The organism is Stenotrophomonas sp. YJH_SMC_14-1 (assembly GCF_059372275.1).
In genome coordinates this window covers 100068-122571 of record NZ_JCAFVK010000011.1, presented here as the reverse complement: position 1 = coordinate 122571, position 22504 = coordinate 100068, and the positions used below count along the sequence as shown (strand labels likewise).

The following is a 22504-nucleotide window of genomic DNA, read 5'->3' as shown; positions in this document are numbered from 1 at the left end:
GATCTGCCGGCCAGCGGCCGGCACTACCCTCCTCCGTCCCGGTAGTGCCGGCCGCTGGCCGGCAAACGCTCAATGCCCCAGGTACCCGTACACCGCATGGCCGATCTGGAACAGGCTGATCCCCAGCACCAGCACGCCCACGGCCACCAGCACCCAGCGCTCCTTCACCCGCTTGACCAGGATCGCCGCCACCGGCGCGGCCATCATGCCGCCGATCAGCAGGCCGGCGACGATCTGCAGGTGCTGCACGCCCATCGACAACAGGAAGGTCGCTGACACCGTCAACGTGACCACGAACTCGGCCGCGTTGACCGTACCGATGGTGGTGCGCGCCTGGCCGCCACGGGCGAGCAGGGTGGACGTGGCGATCGGCCCCCAGCCGCCACCGCCGCTGGCGTCCAGCAGGCCCGCGAAGAAGCCCAGCACCGGTACCCGGCGGATCTCGCCCTTGGGCATCCAGCGCCCCGCGGCGCGCGCCAGGATGATGATCGCCAGCACCAGCAGGTACAGGTAGATGAGGGGGCGGATGATGTCGCCGGGGATCTGGGTGAGCACGTACGCGCCCAGGGCGCCGCCCACCGCACCGGGCAGGGCCAGCCGCAGGAACAGGCGTTTATCGACATTCCCGGCGGCGAGGTGCGACACGCCCGAGGCGCCGGTGGTGAACACTTCAGCGGTGTGGATGCTGGCGCTGACCTGCGCCGGTGGCAGGCCCATGCTCAGCATCACCGACGAGGACACCAGGCCGAAGGCCATGCCCAGTGCGCCGTCAACCAGCTGCGCGCCAAGGCCGATGAGGATGAACCACCAGAATTCGCTGCTCAGTTCCATGCAACGAGCCTAGCGCGCGAAGGAGTGCGGACCAAGGTCCGCACCCACCGGGTGCTCAACGGTCAACGGGTGCCGTACAGCACCACGGTCTTGCCGCGGGCATGCAGCAGGCCGTCGGTCTGCAGCTTCTTCAGCACGCGGCCGGCCATTTCGCGCGAGCAGCCGACCAGGCGCGCCAGTTCCTGGCGTGACACGCGCAGCTGGCTGCCCTGCGGATGGCTCATCGCTTCTGGTTCCTGCGCCAGATCGTGCAGTGTGCGCACGATCCGATCGGTAACATCCAGGAATGCCAGGCGACTGGCCTTGCGGCTGGTATCGAGCAGGCGCTTGGAAATCTGCTGGCCCAGCGCATACAGCAGGCGCGGGGCGTCGGCCGACAGCGGGCCGAGGAACAGCTGGTGCAGGCGCTCGTAGCTGATTTCGGCCAGTTCGCAGGCGGTACGGGTCCGCAGGATCACCTCGCGGCGGTCCGATTCGACGAACAGGCCCATTTCGCCAACGAACTCGCCGGCACCGAAGTAGCCCAGCACAAGCTCTCGATCGTCATCTTCCTCGGCCATGATTGAAACCGAGCCGCTGACAACGTAGTACAGGGTTCCCGCCGGGTCACCGGGTCGGAAGACGTCGGTACGGGTGGGATATCGCCGCCGGTGGCTGTGCGCCAGGAAACGATCGATGGTGGCGATATCCAAGGCCAGTGGACTGCTAGCTAGGCGCACGGTTGACACGATAGGGGCGCTCCCTCTGCGCATGAACGGATTCACGGGGTCGATAGCGGAGCTTAACCAGCGCAATTGTTAAGGGCAAACAGTGTGCCAGAACTCTTGCGTCTTCACGTTCCCCCCGGGGGCAGTTTGCCCCATAATTCCCCCTTTCCCTTCTTACACAGGAATCGACCGCCGTGGTCAAGCCGTTGCCTCGCCTGAGGCTGCAGGGTTTCAACAACCTCACCAAGGCGCTGAGCTTCAACATCTATGACGTGTGTTACGCGCGCACCGAAGAGGAGCGTCAGCGTTACATTGAATACATCGATGAAGAGTACAACGCCGACAGGCTGACTCAAATCTTGACCGATGTCGCCGAGATCATCGGCGCCAACATCCTGAACGTGGCCCGCCAGGACTACGACCCGCAGGGTGCCTCGGTGACCATCCTGATCTCCGAAGAGCCGGTGATCGACAAGAAGCTGGCCGGCAAGGAGCTGATCTCCGACGCCGTGGTCGCGCACATGGACAAGAGCCACATCACTGTCCACACCTACCCGGAAACCCATCCGCAGGAAGGTATCGCGACGTTCCGCGCGGACATCGACGTGGCCACCTGTGGCGTCATTTCCCCGCTGAAGGCCCTGAACTACCTGATCGAGAGCCTTGAGTCGGACATCGTGATCATGGACTACCGCGTCCGTGGCTTCACCCGCGATGTGAAGGGCAAGAAGCACTTCATCGACCACAAGATCAACTCGATCCAGAACTTCCTGGCCAAGAACATCAAGTCGCGTTACGAGATGTTCGACGTCAACGTCTATCAGGAAAACATCTTCCACACGAAGATGCACCTGAAGGACTTCGACCTGGACCAGTACCTGTTCGAGGAAAAGGCCAAGAACCTGTCGTTCAAGGAACGCATGAAGATCGAGGCGCTGCTCAAGCGCGAGATCGAAGAGCTGTTCCACGGCCGCAACCTGTCCGAGTAAGCCCCATGTGCGATGCCCGCAGGCATCGCCACCCAGGCGGGACGACCCGCCCCGTGGAACCAGTGCCCCGCACGCGTTACAGTTCCACGGTGATGTACCGACCCACGGCCCGGTGTGAAAACACCGGGCCGTTTCGTTTTTTTCAAAAAAGGTAAGGAGCCCCCACCCATGCCCTGGATCTACCTGCTGCTGGCCGGCCTGTTCGAGATCGGTTTCGCCCTCGGAATGAAGTACTCCGAAGGCTTCAGCAAACCCCTGCCCACCGCTGCCACGGTGGTATCCGCGCTGATCAGCCTGTACCTGATGAGCCAGGCGATGAAGAGCATCCCGGTCGGCACGGCCTACGCGATCTGGACCGGTATCGGTGCCATGGGCGTGGCGGTGCTGGGCATCTACCTGTTCAACGACAGCGCATCGCCGGCCCGCCTGGCCTGCGTGGGCCTGATCGTGGCTGGTGTGATCGGGCTGAAGCTGGTCTCGCCGAACTGATTGATGGCCCGACCAACGGTCGGGCCCCACCGTCGCCCCCCGCACCTCCTGGTAGGCCCGCACCGTTGGTGCGGGCGACCCTTCAAATGCGGTAGGCGATGGTCTTCATCACCCTGGAGGCCAGTGCCATCACGCCCGGGATCGGGAACGGCAGGCGGCGAGCGCCGGCCTGCTCGGCGTGGTCCGCATGGCGGGCCTCGTCTTCCTTCATCACCGCGATGACCGCGCGGCTGCGCAGGTCGCCGGCCGGCAGGTCGACCAGGTGCTCGTCCAGGTGGGCCTCCACCTGGCGCTCGGTCTCGACCACGAAGCCCAGGTTCCAGCCGTCGCCGCGCAGCCCGGCCAGGGTGCCGATGGTGTAGCTGCCGGCGTACCAGAGCGGGTTGAACAGGCTCGGACGGCTGTCCAGTTCGGCCAGCCGGGTGGCGCACCAGGCCAGGTGGTCGGTTTCTTCCTGCGCCGCTTCCAGCAGGTGCTCCCGCGTGGCCGGGTCGCGCGCCACGGCGGCCTGGCCGAAGTACAGGCCCTGCGCGCAGACCTCGCCGACGTGGTTGATCCGCATCAGGCCTGCGGCATGGCGCCGCTCGGCGCTGTCCATGCCGGGCTCGCCGGTGTCCGTGGCGGGGTAGGGGCGGGCCGCCGGCGGATTGCCGAACACTGTGTCCAGGGCGCGCTGCGCCTCGGTCAGCAGGTGGTCCAGCGGAGTGGTCTGGCGGAGCACGGTCATGGCAGTACGCGGTGGAGCGGAAGACCCCCCGATTCTCGCCCGGCCCCGCGCCCCTGCCAACCCGGCCCAGGGGACGGGTTGCGCTCCCGCGGCAGGATGAGTACAATCCCGCCTCTTACGCTTCACCTTTTCACAACGCGTGGCAGAGTTCCGGCGAGCCTTTCGCCGCAATGAGCCCGACCTAACCTAGAGTTCTTCATGAGCACTTTCACTGCCAAGAACGAGACCGTCCAGCGCGACTGGTACCTCGTCGACGCCGAGGGCAAGACCCTGGGCCGTCTCGCCACCGAGCTGGCCCGCCGTCTGCGTGGCAAGCACAAGCCGGTCTACACCCCGCACGTTGATACCGGCGACTACCTGGTCGTCATCAATGCAGAAAAGATTGCCGTCACCGGCAAGAAGCTGCAGGACAAGATGTATCACCGTTTCACCGGTTACATCGGCAACCTGAAGACCGAGTCCCTGGCCCAGGCGCTGGAGCGCCACCCGGAGCGCGTGATCGAGATCGCCGTCAAGGGCATGCTGCCGAAGGGCCCGCTGGGTCGCCAGATGTACCGCAAGCTCAAGGTCTACGCTGGCACTGAGCATCCGCACGCCGCACAGCAGCCGCAGGTTCTGGATATCTAATCATGGCTATCACTCAAAACTACGGCACTGGCCGCCGCAAGTCCTCCACCGCTCGCGTGTTCCTGCGCAAGGGTTCGGGCAACATCACCGTCAATGGCCGTCCGCTGGACGAGTTCTTCGGTCGTGAGACCGCGCGCATGATCGTGCGCCAGCCGCTCGAGCTGACCAAGAACACCGAAAGCTTCGACATCCTGGTCACCGCCGCTGGCGGCGGCACCACCGGCCAGGCCGGTGCGATCCGTCTGGGCATCGCCCGTGCTCTGGTCGAGTACGACGAAACCCTGAAGTCCGAGCTGCGCAAGGCTGGCTTCATGACCCGTGACGCCCGTGAAGTCGAGCGTAAGAAGGTCGGTCTGCACAAGGCCCGCCGCGCCACCCAGTTCTCCAAGCGCTGATTTACCGCGCCTGGTTGGGCTCCTTCGGGAGCCCGCTGGATGGAAAAGCAAAAGCCCGGCTTCGGCCGGGCTTTTGTCGTTCCGGGGTCATGGATTTCCTGGTTGCCGGCCAGCGGCCGGCACTACCCGTGGTCTCGCGTGTCGGGAGGGTGGGGTCAGGGCCTTTCCCTGCGGAAAAGGATCCGACCCCAGGGTTCTTTCTGGAGAAGAGCCCCCTTGTTGTTCAAGGGGGTGTGCCGACAGGCGCGGGGACAAGGTGGAATGCGCGACCAGATGAAAAGCAAAAGGCCAGATCTTTCGATCTGGCCTTTTGTTTTTAATTTGGCTGCCCCGGATGGATTCGAACCACCGAATGCCTGAGTCAGAGTCAGGTGCCTTACCGCTTGGCGACGGGGCAAAACGTGCAACTATTTTCTCACTTTTCACGCTGAAAAACAACTTGATTTTCAGTGTGGTGGCTATGGGTGGACTCGAACCACCGACCCCAGCATTATGAGTGCTGTGCTCTAACCGGCTGAGCTACATAGCCTTGGTGAGCCCGCTATTCTGCGGATGTGTACCGCCCCTGTCAACACTTTTGTGTCGTGCTTGTGGGCCGACAGAGGGCATGGGATAGTCCCGGCCAGTAGATTTTCTTAGGAGTCCGCATCGTGATCGATCCGGACGGCTATCGACCGAACGTCGGCATCGTGCTGATGCGGCAGGACGGCCAGGTGTTCTGGGCACGACGCGTGCGCCGGGACGGCTGGCAGTTCCCGCAGGGTGGCATGAACACCGACGAGACGCCTGTCGAGGCCATGTATCGTGAACTGCAGGAAGAGACCGGCCTGCTGCCCGAGCATGTGGAAGTGCTCGGGGCGACGCCCGGCTGGCTGCGCTACAAGCTGCCGGCGCGGGCCATCCGCCGCAATGAGCGGCAGGTCTGCATCGGCCAGAAGCAGGTCTGGTTCCTGCTACGCCTGACCGGCGACGAATCCCACGTGAAGCTGGACCACACCGACTCGCCCGAGTTCGACCACTGGCGCTGGGTGGACTTCTGGTACCCGGTGGAGCATGTGGTGATGTTCAAGCGTGGCGTCTATGCGCGTGCGTTGCGACATCTGGCGCCGCTGGCCCGCGGGGTGGCCGGGCAGGGGGTTACCGCCATGCCCAAGAGCGCCGCCGAAGCCTGGATGCCTGGCCATACCGCCGGGCACGACCGCCCACGCAAGCGCCCTCGGACCCGCGGCTACTGGCCGAAGAAGGCCACGGGCGATGGCCCGGCCAGCTGACGGGCTGAACGGTATCGAGAATGGTTCAGGTCTCTGATTGACAACCATTCTCGTTTCCATTGGAATAGCCAACAGGCCGCTTCTGGCCTGCCAGCCCGGTTCACGCCTGTGTACGTCTGCATCTGCAACGGAGTCACCGACCACCAGATCCGCGAAGCCGCCAGCCATGGCGTCAGTACGGTGGCCGAACTGACCATGCGTACCGGCTGTGGCGCTACCTGCGGTTCCTGCCTGGACATGGCCGGCGATCTGCTGGCCAAGGCGCGTGCCACCCACGATCTGCCGCTGCCGGTATTGGGTCTGGCCCAGGTCGCCTGATCGTCTCTTGGCGGCGCGTTGACGGCGCGCTTTCGCACTCTTCACGTGCGGCCGCACAGGCCAATGCGCACGATTCGCGTTCCTTCACGACCGCAGGCAAGGCGTTAAAGTGCCTGCGTTTTCAGCGTGCAGGAGCATCCCCATGAAGGGCGACACCAAGGTCATCGAATTCCTCAACAAGGTCCTCTACAACGAGCTGACCGCGATCAACCAGTACTTCCTGCATGCCAAGATGCTGAAGAACTGGGGCATCAAGGAACTGGCCGAACACGAGTACAAGGAATCGATCGACGAGATGAAGCATGCCGACATGCTCGCCGACCGCATCCTGTTCCTCGAAGGCCTGCCGAACTTCCAGGCGCTGGGCAAGCTGCGCATTGGTGAGAACCCGACCGAGATCCTGCAGTGCGACCTGTCGCTGGAACGCGATGGCGTGGTCACCCTGCGCGAGGCCGTGGCGTATGCCGATTCGGTCGGCGACTACGTCAGCCGCCAGCTGTTCGTGAAGATCCTCGATTCGGAAGAAGAGCACATCGACTGGCTGGAAACCCAGCTCGACCTGATCGAGCGCATCGGCGAACCGAAGTACCTGCTGAGCAAGCTGGAAGAGTGAGTCAGCCGGCCTGGCCGGCGCGATGCTGTGCCAGGTAGCCCGTCAGTGCCACGCGTGCTCGGGCGAATTCCGCAACCAGCAGCGCCACCGCTACTGCGGGGCGCTGCAGGCTGCCGCTGCGGGCTTCGTGCTCGATGCGCTGCGCGACTGACGACAGCGACAGTGCGCCCACGTTCGCGCTGGATGACTTGAGGCTGTGCGCGACGGCCTGCAGGCGAGGCTCGTCGCCGTTCTGCGCGGCCTGCTGCAGCTGCTGCACCATTGCCGGCGCATCCTCCAGGAACACCGAGACGATCTGGATGGCGCTCTCCCCGATCACTGCATGCAGTTCGTCCAGCACGTCGCGGTCCAGCACCGGCTGCGGCTTGGAGCCGACTCGGCTGTCATCGTCCTGCAGAGCCGAGCCATGCTCGGCTGATGGAGCGCGACGGCTATCGGCCGTCAGCCGGGCATGGCTCGGCTCTATCGAAGGCCGTGCAGGTGATGCGGCTTTGCCGCCGCCCCAGCGCTGCAGCAGCGCATGCAGGGTGTCGCGTGCAATCGGCTTGGACAGATAGTCGTCCATGCCGGCCTGCAGGCAGCGCTCGCGGTCACCGGCCATGGCATTGGCGGTCATCGCGATGATCGGCAGGCGCGGGCGCCCGTTTTCCACTTCCTCGGCGCGCCAGCGGCGGGTGGCGGCATAGCCGTCCAGCACCGGCATCTGGCAATCCATCAGCACCACATCCACGTCGCCTTCGCGCAGGGCAAGCAACGCCTGCTCGCCATCGGCGGCGTTGCGCACTTCGCACTGGAACACGCGCAGCAGCTGCTCGGCCACCATGCGGTTGACCGTGTTGTCCTCCACCAGCAGCACGCGCAGGTGCAGCGGTGGCAGCGTGGGCGTGGGCTGGCCCTGTCCGGCGTTGGCCAGCAGCGCGGCAGGGCGCGCATGCGCAACCGGTGCAGCCAGCAGTGCATGCAGCCCAGCGTCTTCGAAATGCGAGGGTAGCTGCCTCTGGCGTGGGCGTGGAGGAAGGGCATCGTCCTGCAGCCACAGCACCTGCAGCCCGTCGTCTTCGCCACGTTCGGCCAACGCCTGTTGCAGCGTCGCTTCACCGATGCGGCGCGCACGTGCATCGACCAGCAGCCACGCCGGTGCCGGTTGCCCCGGCCTCGGCACCGCGCGCAGGCGCTCGACCACGGCATCGAACTGCGCCAGGGCGTGCACCAGCAGTCCATGATGGGCCGCGATGCGCTCGATGCGTGCCTGCAGGATGGCATCGCCACTGAACAGCAGCAGCGCGTCTGGCGTGCGCGCCATGGCCGGCAGGTCGCCGGGCACCTTCAACAACGGGATCTCGAACCAGAACGTGGCGCCCTGGCCGGGCGTGGACTGCACGCCGATGCGCCCGTGCATCAGGTCGATGATGCGCTTGCAGATCGCCAGGCCCAGGCCGGTGCCACCGTAGATGCGGGTCGTTGAGGCATCGGCCTGGCTGAAGGACTGGAACAGGCGCGCCTGCAGTGCCTCGTCGATGCCGATGCCGGTGTCGATGATCTCGAAGCGCAGCTGGTGCTGTGCGGGACCTTCGCCCAGGCGCTGCACGCGCAGCTGTACCTGGCCGCGCGCGGTGAACTTGATCGCGTTGGCCAGCAGGTTGCTCAACACCTGGCGCAGGCGTACCGGGTCGCCACGCACCGGCAGGCGCACTGACGGGTCCAGCTGCAGCCCCAGCGACAGGCCCTTGGCGTCGGCGGCGCGCTGCATCAGCTGCACCACGCCATCGAGCAGGTCGCGCAGGTTGAAGCTGGTGATCTCCAGTTCCAGCGCCTGTGCTTCCAGCCGCGAGTAGTCGAGGATGTCGTCGACGATGCGCAGCAGCTGCTGCGAGCTGGCCGAGGCGGTGGCCAGCATCTGCCGCTGGTCCTCGCCCAGCGGGCCGCGTGCGATCAGCTCCAGCATCGGCAGGATGCCGTTGAGCGGCGTACGGATCTCGTGGCTCATCGTGGCCAGGAACTCACCCTTGGCCAGCACCGCCGCCTCGGCGGCCTGCTTGGCCTGCAGCAGCTGCTGTTCCAGCTGCCCCTGTCGTTCGGTGGTGCGGCGCAGCTGGTCACGTTCGGCGGCCAGCAGGCTGCGCTCGCGCTGCAGCTGGGCCAGTGCCCGGTTGCGCGCGCGCAGCCGCAGGCCCAACAGCAGCGCGCTGATGGAGGTCGCAGCAAGGGCAACCAGCAGCGCGACCCACATCGGCACGTCAGAGCACCGCGTTGTGGAAGTCGAAGTTCAGATCGCTGCCGGCCGACTGCACCATGTTGCCCTGGATGTAGTCGACACCGCCCACCCACATCGCGGCGGCGGCCTGCGGATCTTCGATCTGCTGGCCGATGATCTGCTGCCCGGCGGAGTGAGCCCGCTCGATTGCCCGGCGCAGCTCTTCGCGCGTGGCCGGATTGGAATGACTGCTGGAGAAGCGCGCGGCCATGCGCACGAACGACAACGGCAGCTGGGTCAGCAGCGCATCGGCTTCGCCCCCGGGTTCGAACTGGCTCAGGCAGAAGCGCACGCCGGCGCCGGCCATGCGCTGGCAGAACTGCTGTAGCGGCACGGTATGGATCAGCGCGTCGGGCAGGCGGACGTCGATCACCAGCGCGCTGCCGGGCAGGTCGCGCTGCTGCAGCGATTCCAGCAGCCAATCCGCGAACGCATCGCGTTGCAGGGTGCGCAGCGACTGCGAAACGAACAGGTTCAGTGGTTGCGTCGCGTGCCGGTAAAGGTCGAGAAGGCCCAGTGCATGGTCCATCACCTGCTGGTCGAGATCGGCGATGCGCCCGGCAGCCTCTGCGGCCGGAATCACCTGGCCTGCCGCCAGCAGCGTACCGTCGGCCTGGCGAAGGCGCAGCAGCAGCTGGTACTGCGCGGTGTTGCCGCCGGCGACGGCGACGATCGGCTGGTAGGCCAGCTCAAGCTGGCCTTCCAGCAGTGCCAGGTGTTCCTGCTCGCTGGTCACGTCGCGGTGCACGTGGCCGGCCACGCCGGCGCTGAGCAACCGTGCCTGCAGGGTGGTGCGCTCGACTGCCTCCAGCGCGCTGTTGGCATCGTCGAAGCCCGGCGACAGCGGTGCATAGCCGACCACGCCCCGCAGATGCACCGATTCGTCATCGCGGATCACGAAGGCCCGCGCCGACAACTGCTCGCGCAGCGCAGCGGCAATGCCTTCCAGGCTGTCCTCGCTGGCATTGCGCGCAAGCAGCAGGAAGCTGTTGTCGTTCAGGCGCGCCAGCAGGTGCGGGTGGCCGGCTTCTGCCAGGCGTTGCCCGGCCTGCACCATCAGGCGCTCGAAGGCGGCATAGCCATAGCGCTCGCGCAGGCCCAGCGCGCTGGATATCTCGACGAACAGCACGCCGCCCTGGTCGCGGTGGGCGAGCGCGGCGTTGAGCTGCTGCAGCACGTGATGCCGCGTCGGCAGCCCGGTTTCCGGATTGCTGGTGGCCGGGGTGCCGGATACGCCGGGCAGGGTTGCGGCCTGCGCCCGCGCGCGGCGGATGCGGTTGGCCACGGCGGCGATCAGGTGGCGCGGGCGGATCGGCTTGCTCAGGTAGTCGTCGGCGCCACTGTCGAGCACCTCGAACTGGCGTTCCGGGTCCGGGTCGCCGCTGAGGAACACGATGGGCAGCAGCTGCAGGCCGGGCTGCTGGCGGATCAGCGCGGTCAGGCGCATGCCGTCCAGGCCGGGCAGGTGCAGGTCCATCAGGATCAGGTCAGGGCGATGTTCCTTGATCGCCTGCAGCGCACCGTCGGCATCGCTGTGCACGATCGCCTGCATGCCGGCGCCATGCAGCACGCTCTGTGCGAACAGTGCCTGGGCGCGATCATCCTCGACGATCAGCACGCGGTAGGGCGAATCGGAGTGCAGCGGTGCCGGGTCATTGCCGCCGGCCTCGGCCAGCAGGGATGGGCCGGGCAGCGGCGGCGGTGCGCTGCCGATCGATGCGGGTGCGTCGGAGGCGGCCAGCGGCGGAACCGCTGCCGGCGCTGCGGCGACGGCGCTCGCCGGTTCAGCGGTCCAGCGTTGCCAATGATCGGCCGGAGGGGTTTCAGCGCGTCCCGGGCGGGCGCCCGCGGGGGATTCGTTTGCGGCCATCGGTGCTCCTGGTGTTCGCGTCCATTATGCGACAAGCCCGGCGATCAACCGGTGCCGGGCTGGCGTGGACTGTCGGGCGACGCACTGCGTGCCAGCCAGCGCACGCCCTTCCACAAGGTGCGCCAGACCAGCCACACCAGCAGCGCGCCCGCCAGGCTGCAGGCCAGCACCACGATCAGCGCGATCCACGGGTGTGCCAGGGCCAGGGCCAGGCCACCGACCACCACGGTGTCCTCGGCGGCGGAGGCCACCCAGTTGCTGGCAGGCTCGGGCGAGGTATTGAGCAGGGCGCGGGTGCCTGCCTTCAGGCCGTGGCTGGCCAGCGCGACACCTGCACCGGCAGCAAGTGCGCCGGTGCCCAGCTGCCCATCCGGCGACAGCGTGGCTGCGGCAAGGAAGGCACCTGCGGGTACACGTGCCAGGGTCTGCACCAGATCCCACGCCGAGTCGACGCCGGGAATCTTGTCGGCGAAGAATTCGGTCACCGCCAGCGCCGCCGAAGTGCCCAGCACCCACCACGATTCAGTGGCCTGCAGGGCCGGTGGCAGGTCGACCCAGCCGAGCAGGCCGGCCAGGCCGACACCGAACACGGTGAGGTAGACGCGGATGCCGGCCAGCCAGGCCAGCAGGATGCCGATCACGAACAGGTGGGCTTCGGTCATGGCGATGCTCCGGCGACGGAACTGTGCAGGGGACCACACTATCGACGATGGCATGCCTGAACGCCACAGACCGTGGCTCGCCACTGCGCAGGAAACCCACCCGTCCTGTCATACACTAGCCCGTCGTTTGCCACAGGGGCCGTACCGGTGTCGCCCTCGCGATGCCCCGGAATCCACCCATGACCAACCGTCCTCCCATGCGCGTGCAGGTCCGCCTGCCCGGCGCGCCGCAACCGCCGGCCGACCGCCGCCGCCTGCTGGTGATCGGCGGCATCTGGCTGCTCAGCCTGGTGCTGGCGGTGCTCGGCGGCTGCTGGATGGCCACCCCGCGCGATGCGCAGGGCCAGCGCCTGCAGGCCGCCGAGAAGCGTGCCGAGACGCTGCAGGCGCAGCTGACCGAACTGCGCCAGAAGCAGGCCACGCTGGAAGCCTCCGACCGCATCAGCCGCGCCGCCAATACCGAGGTGCAGTCCTCGCTGGCCGAGCGCGATGAGGAAATCGCCGGCCTGCGTGCCGACGTTGCCTTCTATGAGCGCCTGGTGGGTTCGACCAGCCAGCGCAAGGGCCTGAACACCCATTCGATCGAGTTCAGCCCGGAAGCGGCCGGCACCTGGCAGTACACCGCGGTGCTGACCCAGAACCTCAACCGCGGCGCCATCAGCCAGGGGCAGATGCGCTTCACCGTGGAAGGCGTCAAGAACGGCAAGCTGGCCACGATCAGCTGGGATGATCTGCACCAGCGCAGCAAGGTACCGGGACAGGATTACTCGTTCCGGTACTTCCAGCAGCTCACCGGCAGCGTGATGCTGCCGGCTGACTTCACCCCGCAACGCGTGCGGGTGACATTGGGGAGTGGTACGGGGGGTACCACCCAGGTATTCGACTGGAAACAGGCCGGTGCGCCGGCCAGCAAAGGGGAGTAGGCAGATGTTCGGAAGCAGCAAATCCAACCGTGAAGGCCAGCTGGTGGTGGATGCCCTGATCGGCAACCAGGTGGTGATCCGCGGTGATGTGGAATTCAGTGGTGGCCTGTACGTGGAAGGCCGCATCCATGGCAAGGTGATCGCCGCCGAAGGCGCCAGTGGCGCGACCCTGACGGTCGCCGAGCATGGCGTGATCGAGGGCGAGATCCGTGCCCAGGTGGTGGTCATCAGTGGCCGCCTGGACGGCGACGTGCACGCCAGCGAGAAAGTCGAACTGACCCCGAGCGCGCGGGTCAACGGCAACGTCCATTACCAGGTGGTGGAGATGAATGCGGGCGCCCAGCTGAACGGCCGCCTGATCCATGCCAGCGCCCCGATGGCCGCCCTGCCGGCCCCGGAAGCTGATGAGGCCAATGGCGGCAAGGGTGACACCGCCGCGCGCCGCAAGCTGGCCGAGGCGATGGCTTGAAAGCCATCGTCGGCACCCCCATGCTGACACCATGAGCACGCTAGTCTCCCTGCCCGGCGCCACCCCGGCCGCCGCGCCCGATTACCAGTCGCTGGAGCGCCCGCTGAACTTCACCGAGTCGGCGGCCGCCAAGGTCAAATCCCTGATCCAGGAAGAGGGCAACCCCGACCTGGCCCTGCGCGTGTACATCGAAGGTGGTGGCTGTTCGGGCTTCCAGTACGGGTTCGAGTTCGACGAGAACCGTGCCGAGGACGATCTGGCGGTACAGACCAGCGGGGTGACCCTGCTGGTCGACCCGTTGAGCCTGCAGTACCTGATGGGCGCCGAGGTGGACTACACCGAGAGCCTGACCGGTGCACAGTTCGTGATCCGCAACCCGAACGCAAAGACCACCTGCGGCTGCGGCAGCAGTTTCAGCATGTAGGCGGGGCGCGGGGCCTGCGTCCCGCGCGACAAGGTGTGTGGAGCAAGCTCCACACCCACAGACGGCTTCGGCAAAGCCCGCGGCTTGCCACCCGCATCGATTGGCGGCACGCTTGCAGGATGCCCAATACTCCTTCGCCGCTTTCCGGTTTCGCCTTCGTGGGCGAACCGCTGGAGCGCGCCGATGCCCTGCGCGAAGATGCCGATGCACTGGCGCGCCTGTGGCCGGGCGCGCACATTCTGGTGCTCGATCAGGACGGCAGCGCCTTCACCGGCGATGACGACCAGCCGCTGGCGCTGACCGGCGCCGACATCGGCGGCGGTCCCGGCTCCGCGATCTTCCTCGGCCTGCGCGGGGAACAAGCGTGGTTCTCGGTTGAAGCCGCCAGCGTCACCGTCAGCGCACCACGTCGCCTCGACCTGCGCCAGGCCGCCCTGCTGTGGTCGGTGGCTGATGCGACCGCTTTCAGCTACGCACGTGGCATGTCCTACTGGCACTCGCGCACCCGTTTCTGCGGGGTATGTGGTGGTACCGTAGCGTTTGCCCGTGGCGGCTTCGTGGGGCGTTGCGCGCAGTGTTCCACCGAGCACTATCCGCGTGTCGACCCCGCTGTGATCGTGGCGGTTGAAAACCAGGGCCGCCTGCTGCTCGGCCGCCAGTCAAACTGGGCGCCACGTCGCTACTCGGTGCTGGCCGGCTTCGTCGAACCGGGCGAGACCTTCGAGCAGACCGTGGTGCGCGAAGTCCACGAGGAGAGCAAAGTGCGGGTGACGGCCTGCCAGTACCTCGGTTCGCAGCCCTGGCCATTCCCGGGTGCGCTGATGGTTGGCTTTCGCGCACAGGCGCAGGATGACCTGCCGACCGTGGACGGTGAGCTGGAAGACGCGCGCTGGTTCAGTGCCGACGAGGTCGGCGCAGCGCTGGCGCGCGATGTGGAGGACGATGGCCAGGGCATCCGCCTGTCGCCGCCGATCTCGATTTCGCGCGGCCTGATCGAGCATTGGTACCGGCAGCAGAAGGGCTGAGGCGGGCCGGCTGGGGTGATTGCATTGCCGCCACCTGAACACGGCACGGGTTACAGTCCGGTTCACCGCTGAGGGCGCTGCTGCGACAGGTAAGGTAGCGGCGCCGAGCGTTCTGTTTCGTAGGGAGACCTGCCATGTTCACCACTCTGGCCGCCGTGCTGGTGGCACTGGCCCTGGGCCATGTTGCTCCGGCCGCTGCTGCCTCGCTGCGCCGTTTCGACGGTTTCCGGCGTTGGCTGGGCTGGCTGGATGCGCGTGGTGGCAAGGCCTGGCAGGGACCGGCCGGCGTTGCCTTGGCCCTGCTGCCGCCGCTGTTGCTGATGGCGCTGCTGGCGTGGCTGTTGCGCGGGGTGCTGTTCGGCCTGCCGTCGCTGCTGCTGGGCGTGGCGGTGCTGGCCTGGTGCTGGGGCCCGCGTGACCTGGACCGCGATATCGAGGCCATCATCGATGCCGATGATGCGGCGACGCGGCAGGCTGCAGTGCGCAACCTGCAGTCGGCCGGCGGCAGCCTGCGCGAGGACATTCCGTCGCTGGTCGAGGCGACGGTGCTCAACGCACTGCGGCGCTGGTTCGCGGTGCTGTTCTGGTTCCTGTTGCTGGGCCCGGCTGGCGCGCTCGGTTACCGGCTGCTGGCGCTGATGGCGGAAAGCCCGATGCGTGCCCGCGTGCCGGTCGAGCCGCTGGCGCTGGCGCAGCGGCTGCTGGGCTGGATCGAGTGGCCGGTGGCACAGCTGATGGCGTTCTCGATGGCGCTGGTGGGCAACTTCGATACGGCGTGGAAGGCGTGGCGCCAGGCCCATGGCGAGCGCCTGACCGGCAACACCGGGTTCCTGGGTGCGGTGGCGCGGGCCAGCGTCAACGCCGAACTGCGCGAGGACGCGCACGACTACACCGAGGCGGGGCTGTTGCCGGTGTGGCAGCGGTTGCCGGACCTGCGTGATGCGATGAGCCTGGTGTGGCGGATGCTGCTGCTGTGGCTGGCGATCCTCGCCCTGCTGGTGATTGCAGGCTGGGTGACGTAGTTGCTTTGCAGGGCTTGCAGCCCTGCACCTGCAGAGGTAAACGCCAAAGCCAAAGCGGCTCTGGGTTGCTGAGGGTTGGGCGGGGCGGTGTGGGGCTGCAGGACACGCCGTAAACCCGTCCCTGGGGGCTCGATGGCGCCATCCATGGCGCCAACGGTCCTGCGGCCCCACACCGCCCCACCCCCGACAGTTTCCCGGTGACGGTGGGTCAACTGCGACTGCCGGTGGGTGTCGACCTTGGTCGACACGGTAGATCCACGCCATGCGTGGATGCGGAGCGAAGCGGTCCGCTTTCGCTTTTGATCTTCTTTTTCTTTTCCGTGGTGGACGCACACGGAAACTGTCCGTGGCCGGGCGGGTGGGCTGCGCAGGGGCGTGAGCCGCATGGATGCGGCGACCGAGCTTACATGGACGTACTCGCAGCGACCCCTGCGCAGTCCACCCGCCCGGCCTATCCCATGACCTACAAACGCCGCCCACCACGAGGGGCTGCGCCGTTGGCTGGAAACCTAGATCGGTGCCAGTGCAGTGAACGGTGCCCACGGCAGGTTGCGCAGCAGCGCATACCCGGGCAGCACCCAGAGCCAGAACACAGGATTGGCCAGCAACCGCATCAGCGGGTCGAGCACGCGTGGGCGGATGCCGGCGATGTTCAGCAGCATCAGCAACAGGAACGGCAGGCTGATGACCAGCAGCGGGTTCATCGCCATCGCGCCGGGCAGGTCGAAGTGGACCATGGAGTACAGGCAGCGCGTGCTGCCACAGCCCGGGCAGTACAGGCCGGTCAGGGCGTACAGCGGGCAGCTCGGCAGTGGATTGCCGGCGACATACGGATTGACGTTGCGCAGCACCACCGTGGCACCCACGGCCAGGCCGGCGGAAGCCAGCAGCGGCGCCCAGCGGGCGAGTCGGGAACGAGCGGGAAGCGCGGACATGCAACAACGGATCCGGCGCAGGCGCCGGATCCGTCCAGGCGTATCAGTAGCCGCTGTTGCTCATCGCGCCCATGCCGCCGAGCACGACGAAGAACAGCACGTACAGCACGACCAGCACGGCCCAGGCAATGGCCGACCAGATGGCCCACTTCTTGGCCTTGGCGGCGGAGTCCTGGGCGCCGGCGATGTCGCCAGCGGCCAGCTTGCCGTTGACCTGTGCGGCGTAGACGATCGACACGATGCCGGCCGGCAGGCAGCAGAACAGGGTGGTCAGGATGGCCCAGACCAGGTTGTTCGGGACCTGCGGAGTAGCGGTATTCATGGGTTCAAGCTCCTTGATGGGTGGTGGTGGTGAATCATTGGTCGGAAAGAGCGCCCAGTACGGCCAAGCCGCCGAACAGCCCGAGCCACAACAGCAACAGGACCGGCAGGGCCACGGCCGAAGCCACCGCCCACCAGCCCGCCTTGCGCGACGCGCTGTAGGCCCCCGGCAGATCGCCAGCCGCGCGGCGGCCATCGACCTGGGAGGCATAGACGATCGACACCACGCCCAACGGCAGGCAGCAGAACAGCGTCGTCAGGATCGCCCAGACCAGATGGTTGGGGATGTAGACCGGACGGCTGAGCGGTGGTGGTTGATTCAAAGCGAGACTCCATTCCTTGGTGGCCGGCCTTGGTGAATCGGCCGAACCTCCCCCCTGTGGGTGCGTAATCTACCGCAACCGGCGTTGCATGTATGCGTTTACACGCACGACATGTCGTGTTCGCCACTGGACGGTGGCGTATGCGGGGGAGGTTGCCGGGCCTGCCTGTCAGTCCGATTCTGTCAGGCGTGATCGCCGCGCAGGGCCCGCACCTGGGCTTCCAGCGCCTGGGCGTTGGTGGTGTGGCCGTCCATGGACGGTGCCGCCACTACCTCGACGGTGGCTCGGAAACGGCGTGGCACCCGCATGCGGCCGAGGCGGCTGTCGCGCCGGCTCCACATGCTCGACCACATGCCGCGCAGGGCCATCGGCACCACCGGCACCGGCCGCCGTTCGAGGATCTTCTCGACGCCGGACTTGAACGGGGCGATTGCACCATCCTTGGTCAGTGCGCCTTCCGGGAAGATGCAGACCAGCTCGCCTTCGGCCAACGCGGCGTCGATGTCATCGAACGCGCGTTGCATCAGCGCCGGGTCTTCGCGCGCACCGGCGATCGGGATCGCCTTGGCGGTACGGAAGATCCAGCGCATCACCGGGATGTTGAAGATCCTGTAGTACATGACGAAGCGCACCGGACGCGGAATCGTCGCCGACAGGATCAGTGCGTCCATGTAGCTGACATGGTTGCAGACCAGCAGCGCGGCGCCTTCGTCGGGCACGTTGGCTTCGATGCCGTGCGGGCGCAGCCGGTACAGGGTGCGCACCATCAGCCAGCTGAGGAAGCGCATCAGGAATTCGGGGACGATGGTGAAGATGTAGATCGCCACCAGCGCGTTGGCGATGGCCAGCGCCAGGAACTGCTGCGGGATGGTCCAGTGCAGCAGCTTGTGCGCGGCCAGTGACAACAGGGCTGCGCCGACGATGAAGCCGGAATTCTGGATGTTCAGCGCCGCGAACACGCGCGACATCTGCGCCTTCGGCGTGCGGCTCTGGATCAGCGCGAACAATGGCACCACGAAGATACCGGTGAACAGGCCGATGCCGATCAGGTCGATGACGATGCGGATGCTGCCGGGCTGCTGCAGGAAGGTGCCGATGGTCAACCCGTGCACCGTCGCCTCGCCGCTGCGCGCGAAGTACAGGTCGAGCAGGAACGCGGTCATGCCGAACGCGCCCAACGGCACCAGGCCGATTTCCACCGTGCGTGCCGACAGCTTTTCGCACAGCAGCGAGCCGACGCCGGTGCCGACCGAGAACAGGGCCAGCGCAAAGATGTACAGGGTCGGTTCGCCGCCGAGGTTGGTCACCGCATAGGCCGGCAGCTGCGAGGTCAGCACGGTGCCAACGAACCAGAACCAGGACACGCCCAGGATTGAATTGCGCACCGCCTTCTGCTGGCGCGCCATGCGCAGCACCGCCAGTGATTCCGGCAGCGGGTTCCAGTTGATCTTCAGGTCCGGGTCGCCGGCATCGACCTTGGGAATCAGGCGGGCGGCGATGTTGCCGCAGATCGCCAGCGCGATGATCGCGCACGCGGCCACCACCGTGCCATGGCTGCCGGCCACGGTGAACACCAGGCCGCCGACGATCATGCCGGACAGGATCGACATCGAGGTGCCCATCTCGACCAGGCCGTTGCCGCCGGTCAGCTCTTCGGGCTTGAGCACCGAGGGCAGCACCGAGTACTTCACCGGGCCGAACAGGGTTGACTGCATGCCGGTGCAGAACAAGGCGACCAGCAGCACCGGCAGGCTCTGGGTGAGGAAGCCGGTGGCCGCCAGCGACATGATCACGATCTCCATGGTGGTGGTGATCACGATCAGTCGCGATTTTTCCAGTTTGTCGGCGATCTGCCCGGCCAGTGCCGAGAACAGGAAGTACGGCAGGATGAAGATGGCCGGTGCCAGCGTAGCGTACAGCCCCAGTTCTTCCTCCGGCACGGCCATGAACAGCAACATGCTGATGATCGCCTGCCGGTACACGTTGTCGTTGAATGCCCCCAGCGCCTGGACGACGAAGAACGGCAGGAAACGGCGCTGGCGCAGCAGGGCGAACTGGTTGTGACCGGACATGGAACCTCCTTGACCGGCGCAGCCTAGCATTCCTGCCTATCCGCTGTGGGTGCGGACCTGTGGGTGCGGACCGTTGGTCCGCACACCTGTCGATGGTCTCAGACGATATCGTCGACCACGCCGCCATCCACGCGCAGTGCTGCACCGGAGGTGGCGGAAGCCTGCGGCGAGGCCAGGTACACCACCATGTTGGCTACTTCCTCGACCGTGGCGGTGCGCTGGATCACCGAAGACGGCCGGTGTGCCATCACGAACTCGCGGCCGATCTGCTCCAGCGGCTTGCCGCTGCGCTGGCGTTCATCTTCGAACATCGCCGCGAAACCGTCGGACAGGGTCGGGCCGGGCAGCACCGCGTTGACAGTGACGCCACTGCCGGCCACGCGCTTGGCCAGGCCGCGCGACAGCGACAGCTGCGCGGTCTTGCTGACACCGTAATGGATCATGTCGGCGGGAATGTTGCGTGCCGATTCGGAGGAGATGAACAGCACGCGGCCCCAGCCGGCGTCGACCATCGCCGGCAGCAGTGCCCGCGACAGGCGCACGCCGGACATCACGTTGGTCTGCCAGTAGCGCTCCCAGGTGGCGTCTTCGGTCTCGAAGAAGTCCTCGGGGCCGAAGATGCCGGCGTTGTTGACCAGGATGTCGACCTTGGGCAGGCCGGCCAGCAGCACATCGACACCGGCTGCATCGGAAAGGTCGGCGGCGACGCCGATCACCTCGGCACCCGGAACGGTGGCGAGCAGGCGCTGGCGGGCGCGTTCGACACTGTCGGTGCTGCGGCCGTTGAGAATGACCCGCGCACCCGCCGCGGCAAGACCCTGGGCGATCGCCAGGCCGATGCCGGCGGTGGAAGCGGTAACGAGCGCGGTGCGGCCGGCGAGTTCGATCTTCATGGGGGGAGTCCAGGAGCAGGGGATCATCCAGTATCCGCGCAGGACCGTGATCGGGATGCAGCGCCAGGCGCAACACACGGTTGCACACGGTGCAGTAGATCCACGCCATGCGTGGATGGACTGCGGGTCGCGCCAGGCCATGCCCGGCGCCGGCCTTCAGGTGAGCGTGCGCACCGCCTCATTGGCCGCCGCCCGCACCTTCGGCAGCATCCGCAGCACCAGCGCCATCTGGGTGCGGATCAACTGCAGCTTCGCCGGCATCGCCTCGTCGATCTGCTCCAGTTCGGCCGCCACCGCGCGGTCGGCGTCGTTGTCATCCTCGCTGACCGGCCGCCGTGCCGTCAGGGCCGAGGCCAGCTGCTGCAGCGCTTTCCGCACGCGGTCACCGGCGGCCAAGGCCAGCGGATCGCCGGCGTAGCTGTCCACCTGGTCGCGGTGTGCACCCAGCGCCGACAAGTGCCCAAGCAGCGTGTTGGAGAGCGCCAGGAAGTGGAAGCCGGCATCCAGGTTGCGGCGCACATGACCGGGTTCGCGCAGCATGTTCGACAGCGCGGTGGACAGCGCGGCGTCGGCGTTGTGCATGTCGCGGCGGGCGATGCGATAGGCCAGGTCATCGCGCATGCCGCTGCGGTACTGGCCCAGCACCGAATCCAGGTAGCGCGCGGCGGTCTCCAGCACCCGCGCCAGCACAAGGTGCAGCTGACGGCCCTGCCAGTCGGGCAGGATCAGGAACGCGGCAGCAGCGGCGATCGCGCAGCCCAGCAGCGTATCGACCATGCGCGGCACGATCAGCACGAAGCCATCCCCGATCAGGTTGAAGCAGGTCAGGGCCATCACCGTGATCGCCGCCGAGGCCACCAGATAGCGGTCGGTGCGGGTGAAGAAGAACAGCAGCGCCGACAGCAGCGCGATCAGCAGCTGCACGTGCAGCTGCGGGAACAGCTGCAGCAGCGCCCAGGTGAGCACGAGGCCGGCCACGGTGCCGACGATGCGCTGCGCCAGGCGTTGGCGGGTGGCGCCGAAGTTGGGCCGGCACACGAACACGATGGTCAGCAGCACCCACGAGCCGTTCTGCGCATTGAACAGACGGATCGCGGCGAAACCGGCGATCAGCGCCAATGCCATGCGCAGGCCGTGGCGGAACAGGACCGAGCCGGGCGTGAGCTGCTGGCGCACGCGCACGCCCATCTCGCGCAGGGTATGCGGGTTGCTGTCGCGCAGGCGCGTATCGACATTGTCGAGACTGGCCTCGGAGCGTTCGGCGTCCAGCAGGCGGCGTTCGATGCTGCGCAGGTTGTGCACCAGCAGGTCCAGCGAACCCAGCAGTCGCTGCCACTGCGGGCGCTGCTGGTCGCGCAGGTAGGCCAGCGCATCGGCCAGGTCGCGCCCGGCCTGCTGGTTGTTTTCGCCATATACGAACGGGCGGCGCAGGCGGATCGCCTCGCCCAGGCGCGCGCAGGCCTGGCCTTGAAGATCGAGCAGGCGCTGGCAGCGGTACAGCACGTCGCTGTGGAAGAATGCATCGACCAGGGCGCCGTACGGGTAGTGCGAGGAACTGGCGCGCTCGTGGAAGTCCTGTGCCATGTAGTACAGGCGCAGGTACAGGCCGGAGTTCACGCCGGGCCGCCCGGAACGGCCGAAGCGGGCGAGAATCGCGGTCTTGGCCTCGTTCAACGCGCCGACCACGCGCCGGTTCTGCTCGGCCAGGTCGAGCTGGCGGCGTTGCAGGTCGGCCTCACGTACCGGTTCGAACAGGGCGGCCTTCAGCTGCAGGTAGCGGCCCAGCTCGATGTAAAGCCGCGCCACGCGCTCGCGCACCGGTCGGTTGGCGAACAGTGCGGTCCACAGGATCGACAGCAGTCCGTACCAGACGGCGCCCGCCAGCAGGTGGCTGACCGCTTGCAGCGCGGTATGCAGGTCGCTGGCACCGTGCTGCTCCAGCCCGATCATCGTGTAGATCGCCAGCGTTACCGTGGCCTGGGCGATGGATGCGTAGCGCTCGCCGAGCGCGCCCAGCAGGGTCAGGCAGAAGGTGGACAGTGCCAGCGCGCCGATGAAGATCCACGGCCAGGGGAACAGCCAGATCACCGACGCCGCAGCGATGCAGAAACACAGCAGCGACAGCGCCACCGCCTTGGTCCGGCCCCACCAGTTGTCGTCGGTCTCGGCGATGGCGCTGGCGATGATGCCGAGGAAAACGCCGGGCAGGGCGGTCAGCGCATCCAGCTGCCAGCACACGGCAAGCGCTGCGGTCAGGGCGATGAACACGCGCAGGCCGTAACTGGCCTTCTCGTGGGCCCACAGGCGGCTGAGGCGGGATTGGCGGGCGGGCATGCAGGCTCGG

Annotated in this window: 24 protein-coding genes and 2 tRNA genes; 12 read left to right on the top strand and 14 right to left on the bottom strand. The window is 66.9% G+C overall.

Annotated elements, in window-relative coordinates; genetic code table 11:
- Positions 1–69: 69 nt before the first annotated feature.
- Together AC5P9P_RS18945 and crp are read right to left on the bottom strand one after the other, a co-directional pair.
- Complete coding sequence (locus AC5P9P_RS18945) at positions 70–831, bottom strand: sulfite exporter TauE/SafE family protein (RefSeq protein WP_005411317.1); 762 nt, start codon at positions 829–831, stop codon at positions 70–72.
- 62 nt (positions 832–893) lie between these two features.
- Positions 894–1583: a cAMP-activated global transcriptional regulator CRP gene (gene crp, locus AC5P9P_RS18940; RefSeq protein WP_012481435.1), complete on the bottom strand. Its 690-nt coding sequence runs from the start codon at positions 1581–1583 to the stop codon at positions 894–896.
- 149 nt (positions 1584–1732) lie between these two features.
- On the opposite strand from crp, the gene speD reads away from it, so the two are divergent.
- Together speD and AC5P9P_RS18930 are read left to right on the top strand one after the other, a co-directional pair.
- Positions 1733–2527, top strand: coding sequence for an adenosylmethionine decarboxylase (speD, locus tag AC5P9P_RS18935; protein WP_005411315.1), 795 nt, complete (start codon positions 1733–1735; stop codon positions 2525–2527).
- A gap of 168 nt (positions 2528–2695) precedes the next feature.
- Positions 2696–3016, top strand: coding sequence for a DMT family transporter (locus AC5P9P_RS18930; RefSeq protein ID WP_005411314.1), 321 nt, complete (start codon positions 2696–2698; stop codon positions 3014–3016).
- An 82-nt stretch (positions 3017–3098) separates the two neighbouring features.
- On the opposite strand, the gene coq7 is transcribed toward AC5P9P_RS18930, so the two are convergent.
- Complete coding sequence (gene coq7 / locus AC5P9P_RS18925; RefSeq protein WP_005411313.1) at positions 3099–3743, bottom strand: 2-polyprenyl-3-methyl-6-methoxy-1,4-benzoquinone monooxygenase; 645 nt, start codon at positions 3741–3743, stop codon at positions 3099–3101.
- 198 nt (positions 3744–3941) lie between these two features.
- On the opposite strand from coq7, the gene rplM reads away from it, so the two are divergent.
- Positions 3942–4370: a 50S ribosomal protein L13 gene (gene rplM / locus AC5P9P_RS18920; protein ID WP_005414692.1), complete on the top strand. Its 429-nt coding sequence runs from the start codon at positions 3942–3944 to the stop codon at positions 4368–4370.
- 2 nt (positions 4371–4372) lie between these two features.
- Positions 4373–4765 (top strand): 30S ribosomal protein S9, encoded by a 393-nt coding sequence (gene rpsI / locus AC5P9P_RS18915; RefSeq protein WP_005411311.1) that lies wholly within the window; start codon positions 4373–4375, stop codon positions 4763–4765.
- A 322-nt stretch (positions 4766–5087) separates the two neighbouring features.
- On the opposite strand, the gene AC5P9P_RS18910 is transcribed toward rpsI, so the two are convergent.
- Together AC5P9P_RS18910 and AC5P9P_RS18905 are read right to left on the bottom strand one after the other, a co-directional pair.
- Positions 5088–5162, bottom strand: a tRNA-Gln gene (locus AC5P9P_RS18910).
- Between the two features lie 55 nt (positions 5163–5217).
- Positions 5218–5294 (bottom strand) — tRNA-Met (locus AC5P9P_RS18905).
- Between the two features lie 121 nt (positions 5295–5415).
- Between AC5P9P_RS18905 and AC5P9P_RS18900 the strand changes: the two genes are divergently transcribed.
- The 3 genes from AC5P9P_RS18900 to bfr all read left to right on the top strand — a co-directional run bounded on the left by AC5P9P_RS18900 (position 5416) and on the right by bfr (position 6967).
- Positions 5416–6036 (top strand): RNA pyrophosphohydrolase, encoded by a 621-nt coding sequence (locus AC5P9P_RS18900; RefSeq protein WP_005411310.1) that lies wholly within the window; start codon positions 5416–5418, stop codon positions 6034–6036.
- Between the two features lie 108 nt (positions 6037–6144).
- Positions 6145–6354, top strand: a complete 210-nt coding sequence (locus AC5P9P_RS18895; RefSeq protein ID WP_005411309.1) for a (2Fe-2S)-binding protein — start codon at positions 6145–6147, stop codon at positions 6352–6354.
- A gap of 142 nt (positions 6355–6496) precedes the next feature.
- On the top strand, positions 6497–6967 hold the full coding sequence (gene bfr, locus AC5P9P_RS18890) for a bacterioferritin (protein ID WP_005414691.1): 471 nt from the start codon (positions 6497–6499) through the stop codon (positions 6965–6967).
- 1 nt (position 6968) lies between these two features.
- On the opposite strand, the gene AC5P9P_RS18885 is transcribed toward bfr, so the two are convergent.
- Genes AC5P9P_RS18885 through AC5P9P_RS18875 form a run of 3 tightly spaced genes read right to left on the bottom strand, consistent with a single transcriptional unit; the run spans position 6969 to position 11753 of the window.
- Positions 6969–9203, bottom strand: coding sequence for an ATP-binding protein (locus AC5P9P_RS18885; RefSeq protein ID WP_495227156.1), 2235 nt, complete (start codon positions 9201–9203; stop codon positions 6969–6971).
- Position 9204: 1 nt separating this feature from the next.
- Positions 9205–11091 (bottom strand): EAL domain-containing protein, encoded by a 1887-nt coding sequence (locus AC5P9P_RS18880; protein ID WP_111188337.1) that lies wholly within the window; start codon positions 11089–11091, stop codon positions 9205–9207.
- Between the two features lie 44 nt (positions 11092–11135).
- Positions 11136–11753, bottom strand: coding sequence for a DUF4126 domain-containing protein (locus AC5P9P_RS18875; RefSeq protein WP_005411305.1), 618 nt, complete (start codon positions 11751–11753; stop codon positions 11136–11138).
- A 179-nt stretch (positions 11754–11932) separates the two neighbouring features.
- Here AC5P9P_RS18875 and AC5P9P_RS18870 point away from each other — a divergent pair, with 179 nt between their 5' ends.
- The 5 genes from AC5P9P_RS18870 to ampE all read left to right on the top strand — a co-directional run bounded on the left by AC5P9P_RS18870 (position 11933) and on the right by ampE (position 15616).
- Positions 11933–12676: a DUF6776 family protein gene (locus AC5P9P_RS18870; protein ID WP_005411304.1), complete on the top strand. Its 744-nt coding sequence runs from the start codon at positions 11933–11935 to the stop codon at positions 12674–12676.
- Between the two features lie 4 nt (positions 12677–12680).
- Positions 12681–13145 carry a bactofilin family protein gene (locus AC5P9P_RS18865; protein ID WP_024958552.1) on the top strand — a complete coding sequence of 155 codons (465 nt, stop codon included), beginning with the start codon at positions 12681–12683 and terminating at the stop codon, positions 13143–13145.
- A gap of 31 nt (positions 13146–13176) precedes the next feature.
- On the top strand, positions 13177–13569 hold the full coding sequence (gene erpA / locus AC5P9P_RS18860) for an iron-sulfur cluster insertion protein ErpA (RefSeq protein WP_005411302.1): 393 nt from the start codon (positions 13177–13179) through the stop codon (positions 13567–13569).
- Between the two features lie 119 nt (positions 13570–13688).
- Entirely contained in the window at positions 13689–14594 is a 906-nt protein-coding gene (gene nudC / locus AC5P9P_RS18855) for an NAD(+) diphosphatase (RefSeq protein ID WP_049403567.1), read from the top strand.
- Positions 14595–14728: 134 nt separating this feature from the next.
- A complete protein-coding gene (gene ampE / locus AC5P9P_RS18850) occupies positions 14729–15616 on the top strand; it encodes a regulatory signaling modulator protein AmpE (protein WP_005414686.1) in 888 nt (295 codons plus the stop codon).
- A gap of 509 nt (positions 15617–16125) precedes the next feature.
- On the opposite strand, the gene AC5P9P_RS18845 is transcribed toward ampE, so the two are convergent.
- The 6 genes from AC5P9P_RS18845 to yccS form a co-directional block, all read right to left on the bottom strand.
- Positions 16126–16551, bottom strand: a complete 426-nt coding sequence (locus tag AC5P9P_RS18845; protein WP_049403569.1) for a DUF2752 domain-containing protein — start codon at positions 16549–16551, stop codon at positions 16126–16128.
- A gap of 43 nt (positions 16552–16594) precedes the next feature.
- Entirely contained in the window at positions 16595–16873 is a 279-nt protein-coding gene (locus AC5P9P_RS18840) for a CD225/dispanin family protein (protein ID WP_005411298.1), read from the bottom strand.
- Positions 16874–16907: 34 nt separating this feature from the next.
- Positions 16908–17195 carry a CD225/dispanin family protein gene (locus tag AC5P9P_RS18835; protein ID WP_005411297.1) on the bottom strand — a complete coding sequence of 96 codons (288 nt, stop codon included), beginning with the start codon at positions 17193–17195 and terminating at the stop codon, positions 16908–16910.
- Between the two features lie 182 nt (positions 17196–17377).
- On the bottom strand, positions 17378–19267 hold the full coding sequence (locus AC5P9P_RS18830; protein WP_012481432.1) for an MFS transporter: 1890 nt from the start codon (positions 19265–19267) through the stop codon (positions 17378–17380).
- 98 nt (positions 19268–19365) lie between these two features.
- Positions 19366–20160, bottom strand: coding sequence for an SDR family NAD(P)-dependent oxidoreductase (locus tag AC5P9P_RS18825; protein ID WP_024958118.1), 795 nt, complete (start codon positions 20158–20160; stop codon positions 19366–19368).
- A gap of 156 nt (positions 20161–20316) precedes the next feature.
- Positions 20317–22494, bottom strand: coding sequence for a YccS family putative transporter (gene yccS, locus AC5P9P_RS18820; protein WP_033833572.1), 2178 nt, complete (start codon positions 22492–22494; stop codon positions 20317–20319).
- Between the last annotated feature and the right edge of the window lie 10 nt (positions 22495–22504).

Coding starts and splice junctions, on each gene's coding strand:
- AC5P9P_RS18875 (WP_005411305.1), bottom strand. CDS start 11,753: ATGACCGAAGCCCACCTGTTCGTGATCGGCATCCTGCTGGCCTGGCTG.
- AC5P9P_RS18840 (WP_005411298.1), bottom strand. CDS start 16,873: ATGAATACCGCTACTCCGCAGGTCCCGAACAACCTGGTCTGGGCCATC.
- bfr (WP_005414691.1), top strand. CDS start 6,497: ATGAAGGGCGACACCAAGGTCATCGAATTCCTCAACAAGGTCCTCTAC.
- rpsI (WP_005411311.1), top strand. CDS start 4,373: ATGGCTATCACTCAAAACTACGGCACTGGCCGCCGCAAGTCCTCCACC.
- AC5P9P_RS18825 (WP_024958118.1), bottom strand. CDS start 20,160: ATGAAGATCGAACTCGCCGGCCGCACCGCGCTCGTTACCGCTTCCACC.
- AC5P9P_RS18870 (WP_005411304.1), top strand. CDS start 11,933: ATGACCAACCGTCCTCCCATGCGCGTGCAGGTCCGCCTGCCCGGCGCG.
- AC5P9P_RS18930 (WP_005411314.1), top strand. CDS start 2,696: ATGCCCTGGATCTACCTGCTGCTGGCCGGCCTGTTCGAGATCGGTTTC.
- AC5P9P_RS18880 (WP_111188337.1), bottom strand. CDS start 11,091: ATGGCCGCAAACGAATCCCCCGCGGGCGCCCGCCCGGGACGCGCTGAA.
- AC5P9P_RS18865 (WP_024958552.1), top strand. CDS start 12,681: ATGTTCGGAAGCAGCAAATCCAACCGTGAAGGCCAGCTGGTGGTGGAT.
- AC5P9P_RS18830 (WP_012481432.1), bottom strand. CDS start 19,267: ATGTCCGGTCACAACCAGTTCGCCCTGCTGCGCCAGCGCCGTTTCCTG.
- yccS (WP_033833572.1), bottom strand. CDS start 22,494: ATGCCCGCCCGCCAATCCCGCCTCAGCCGCCTGTGGGCCCACGAGAAG.
- erpA (WP_005411302.1), top strand. CDS start 13,177: ATGAGCACGCTAGTCTCCCTGCCCGGCGCCACCCCGGCCGCCGCGCCC.
- crp (WP_012481435.1), bottom strand. CDS start 1,583: ATGCGCAGAGGGAGCGCCCCTATCGTGTCAACCGTGCGCCTAGCTAGC.
- coq7 (WP_005411313.1), bottom strand. CDS start 3,743: ATGACCGTGCTCCGCCAGACCACTCCGCTGGACCACCTGCTGACCGAG.
- AC5P9P_RS18845 (WP_049403569.1), bottom strand. CDS start 16,551: ATGTCCGCGCTTCCCGCTCGTTCCCGACTCGCCCGCTGGGCGCCGCTG.
- ampE (WP_005414686.1), top strand. CDS start 14,729: ATGTTCACCACTCTGGCCGCCGTGCTGGTGGCACTGGCCCTGGGCCAT.
- AC5P9P_RS18945 (WP_005411317.1), bottom strand. CDS start 831: ATGGAACTGAGCAGCGAATTCTGGTGGTTCATCCTCATCGGCCTTGGC.
- rplM (WP_005414692.1), top strand. CDS start 3,942: ATGAGCACTTTCACTGCCAAGAACGAGACCGTCCAGCGCGACTGGTAC.
- nudC (WP_049403567.1), top strand. CDS start 13,689: ATGCCCAATACTCCTTCGCCGCTTTCCGGTTTCGCCTTCGTGGGCGAA.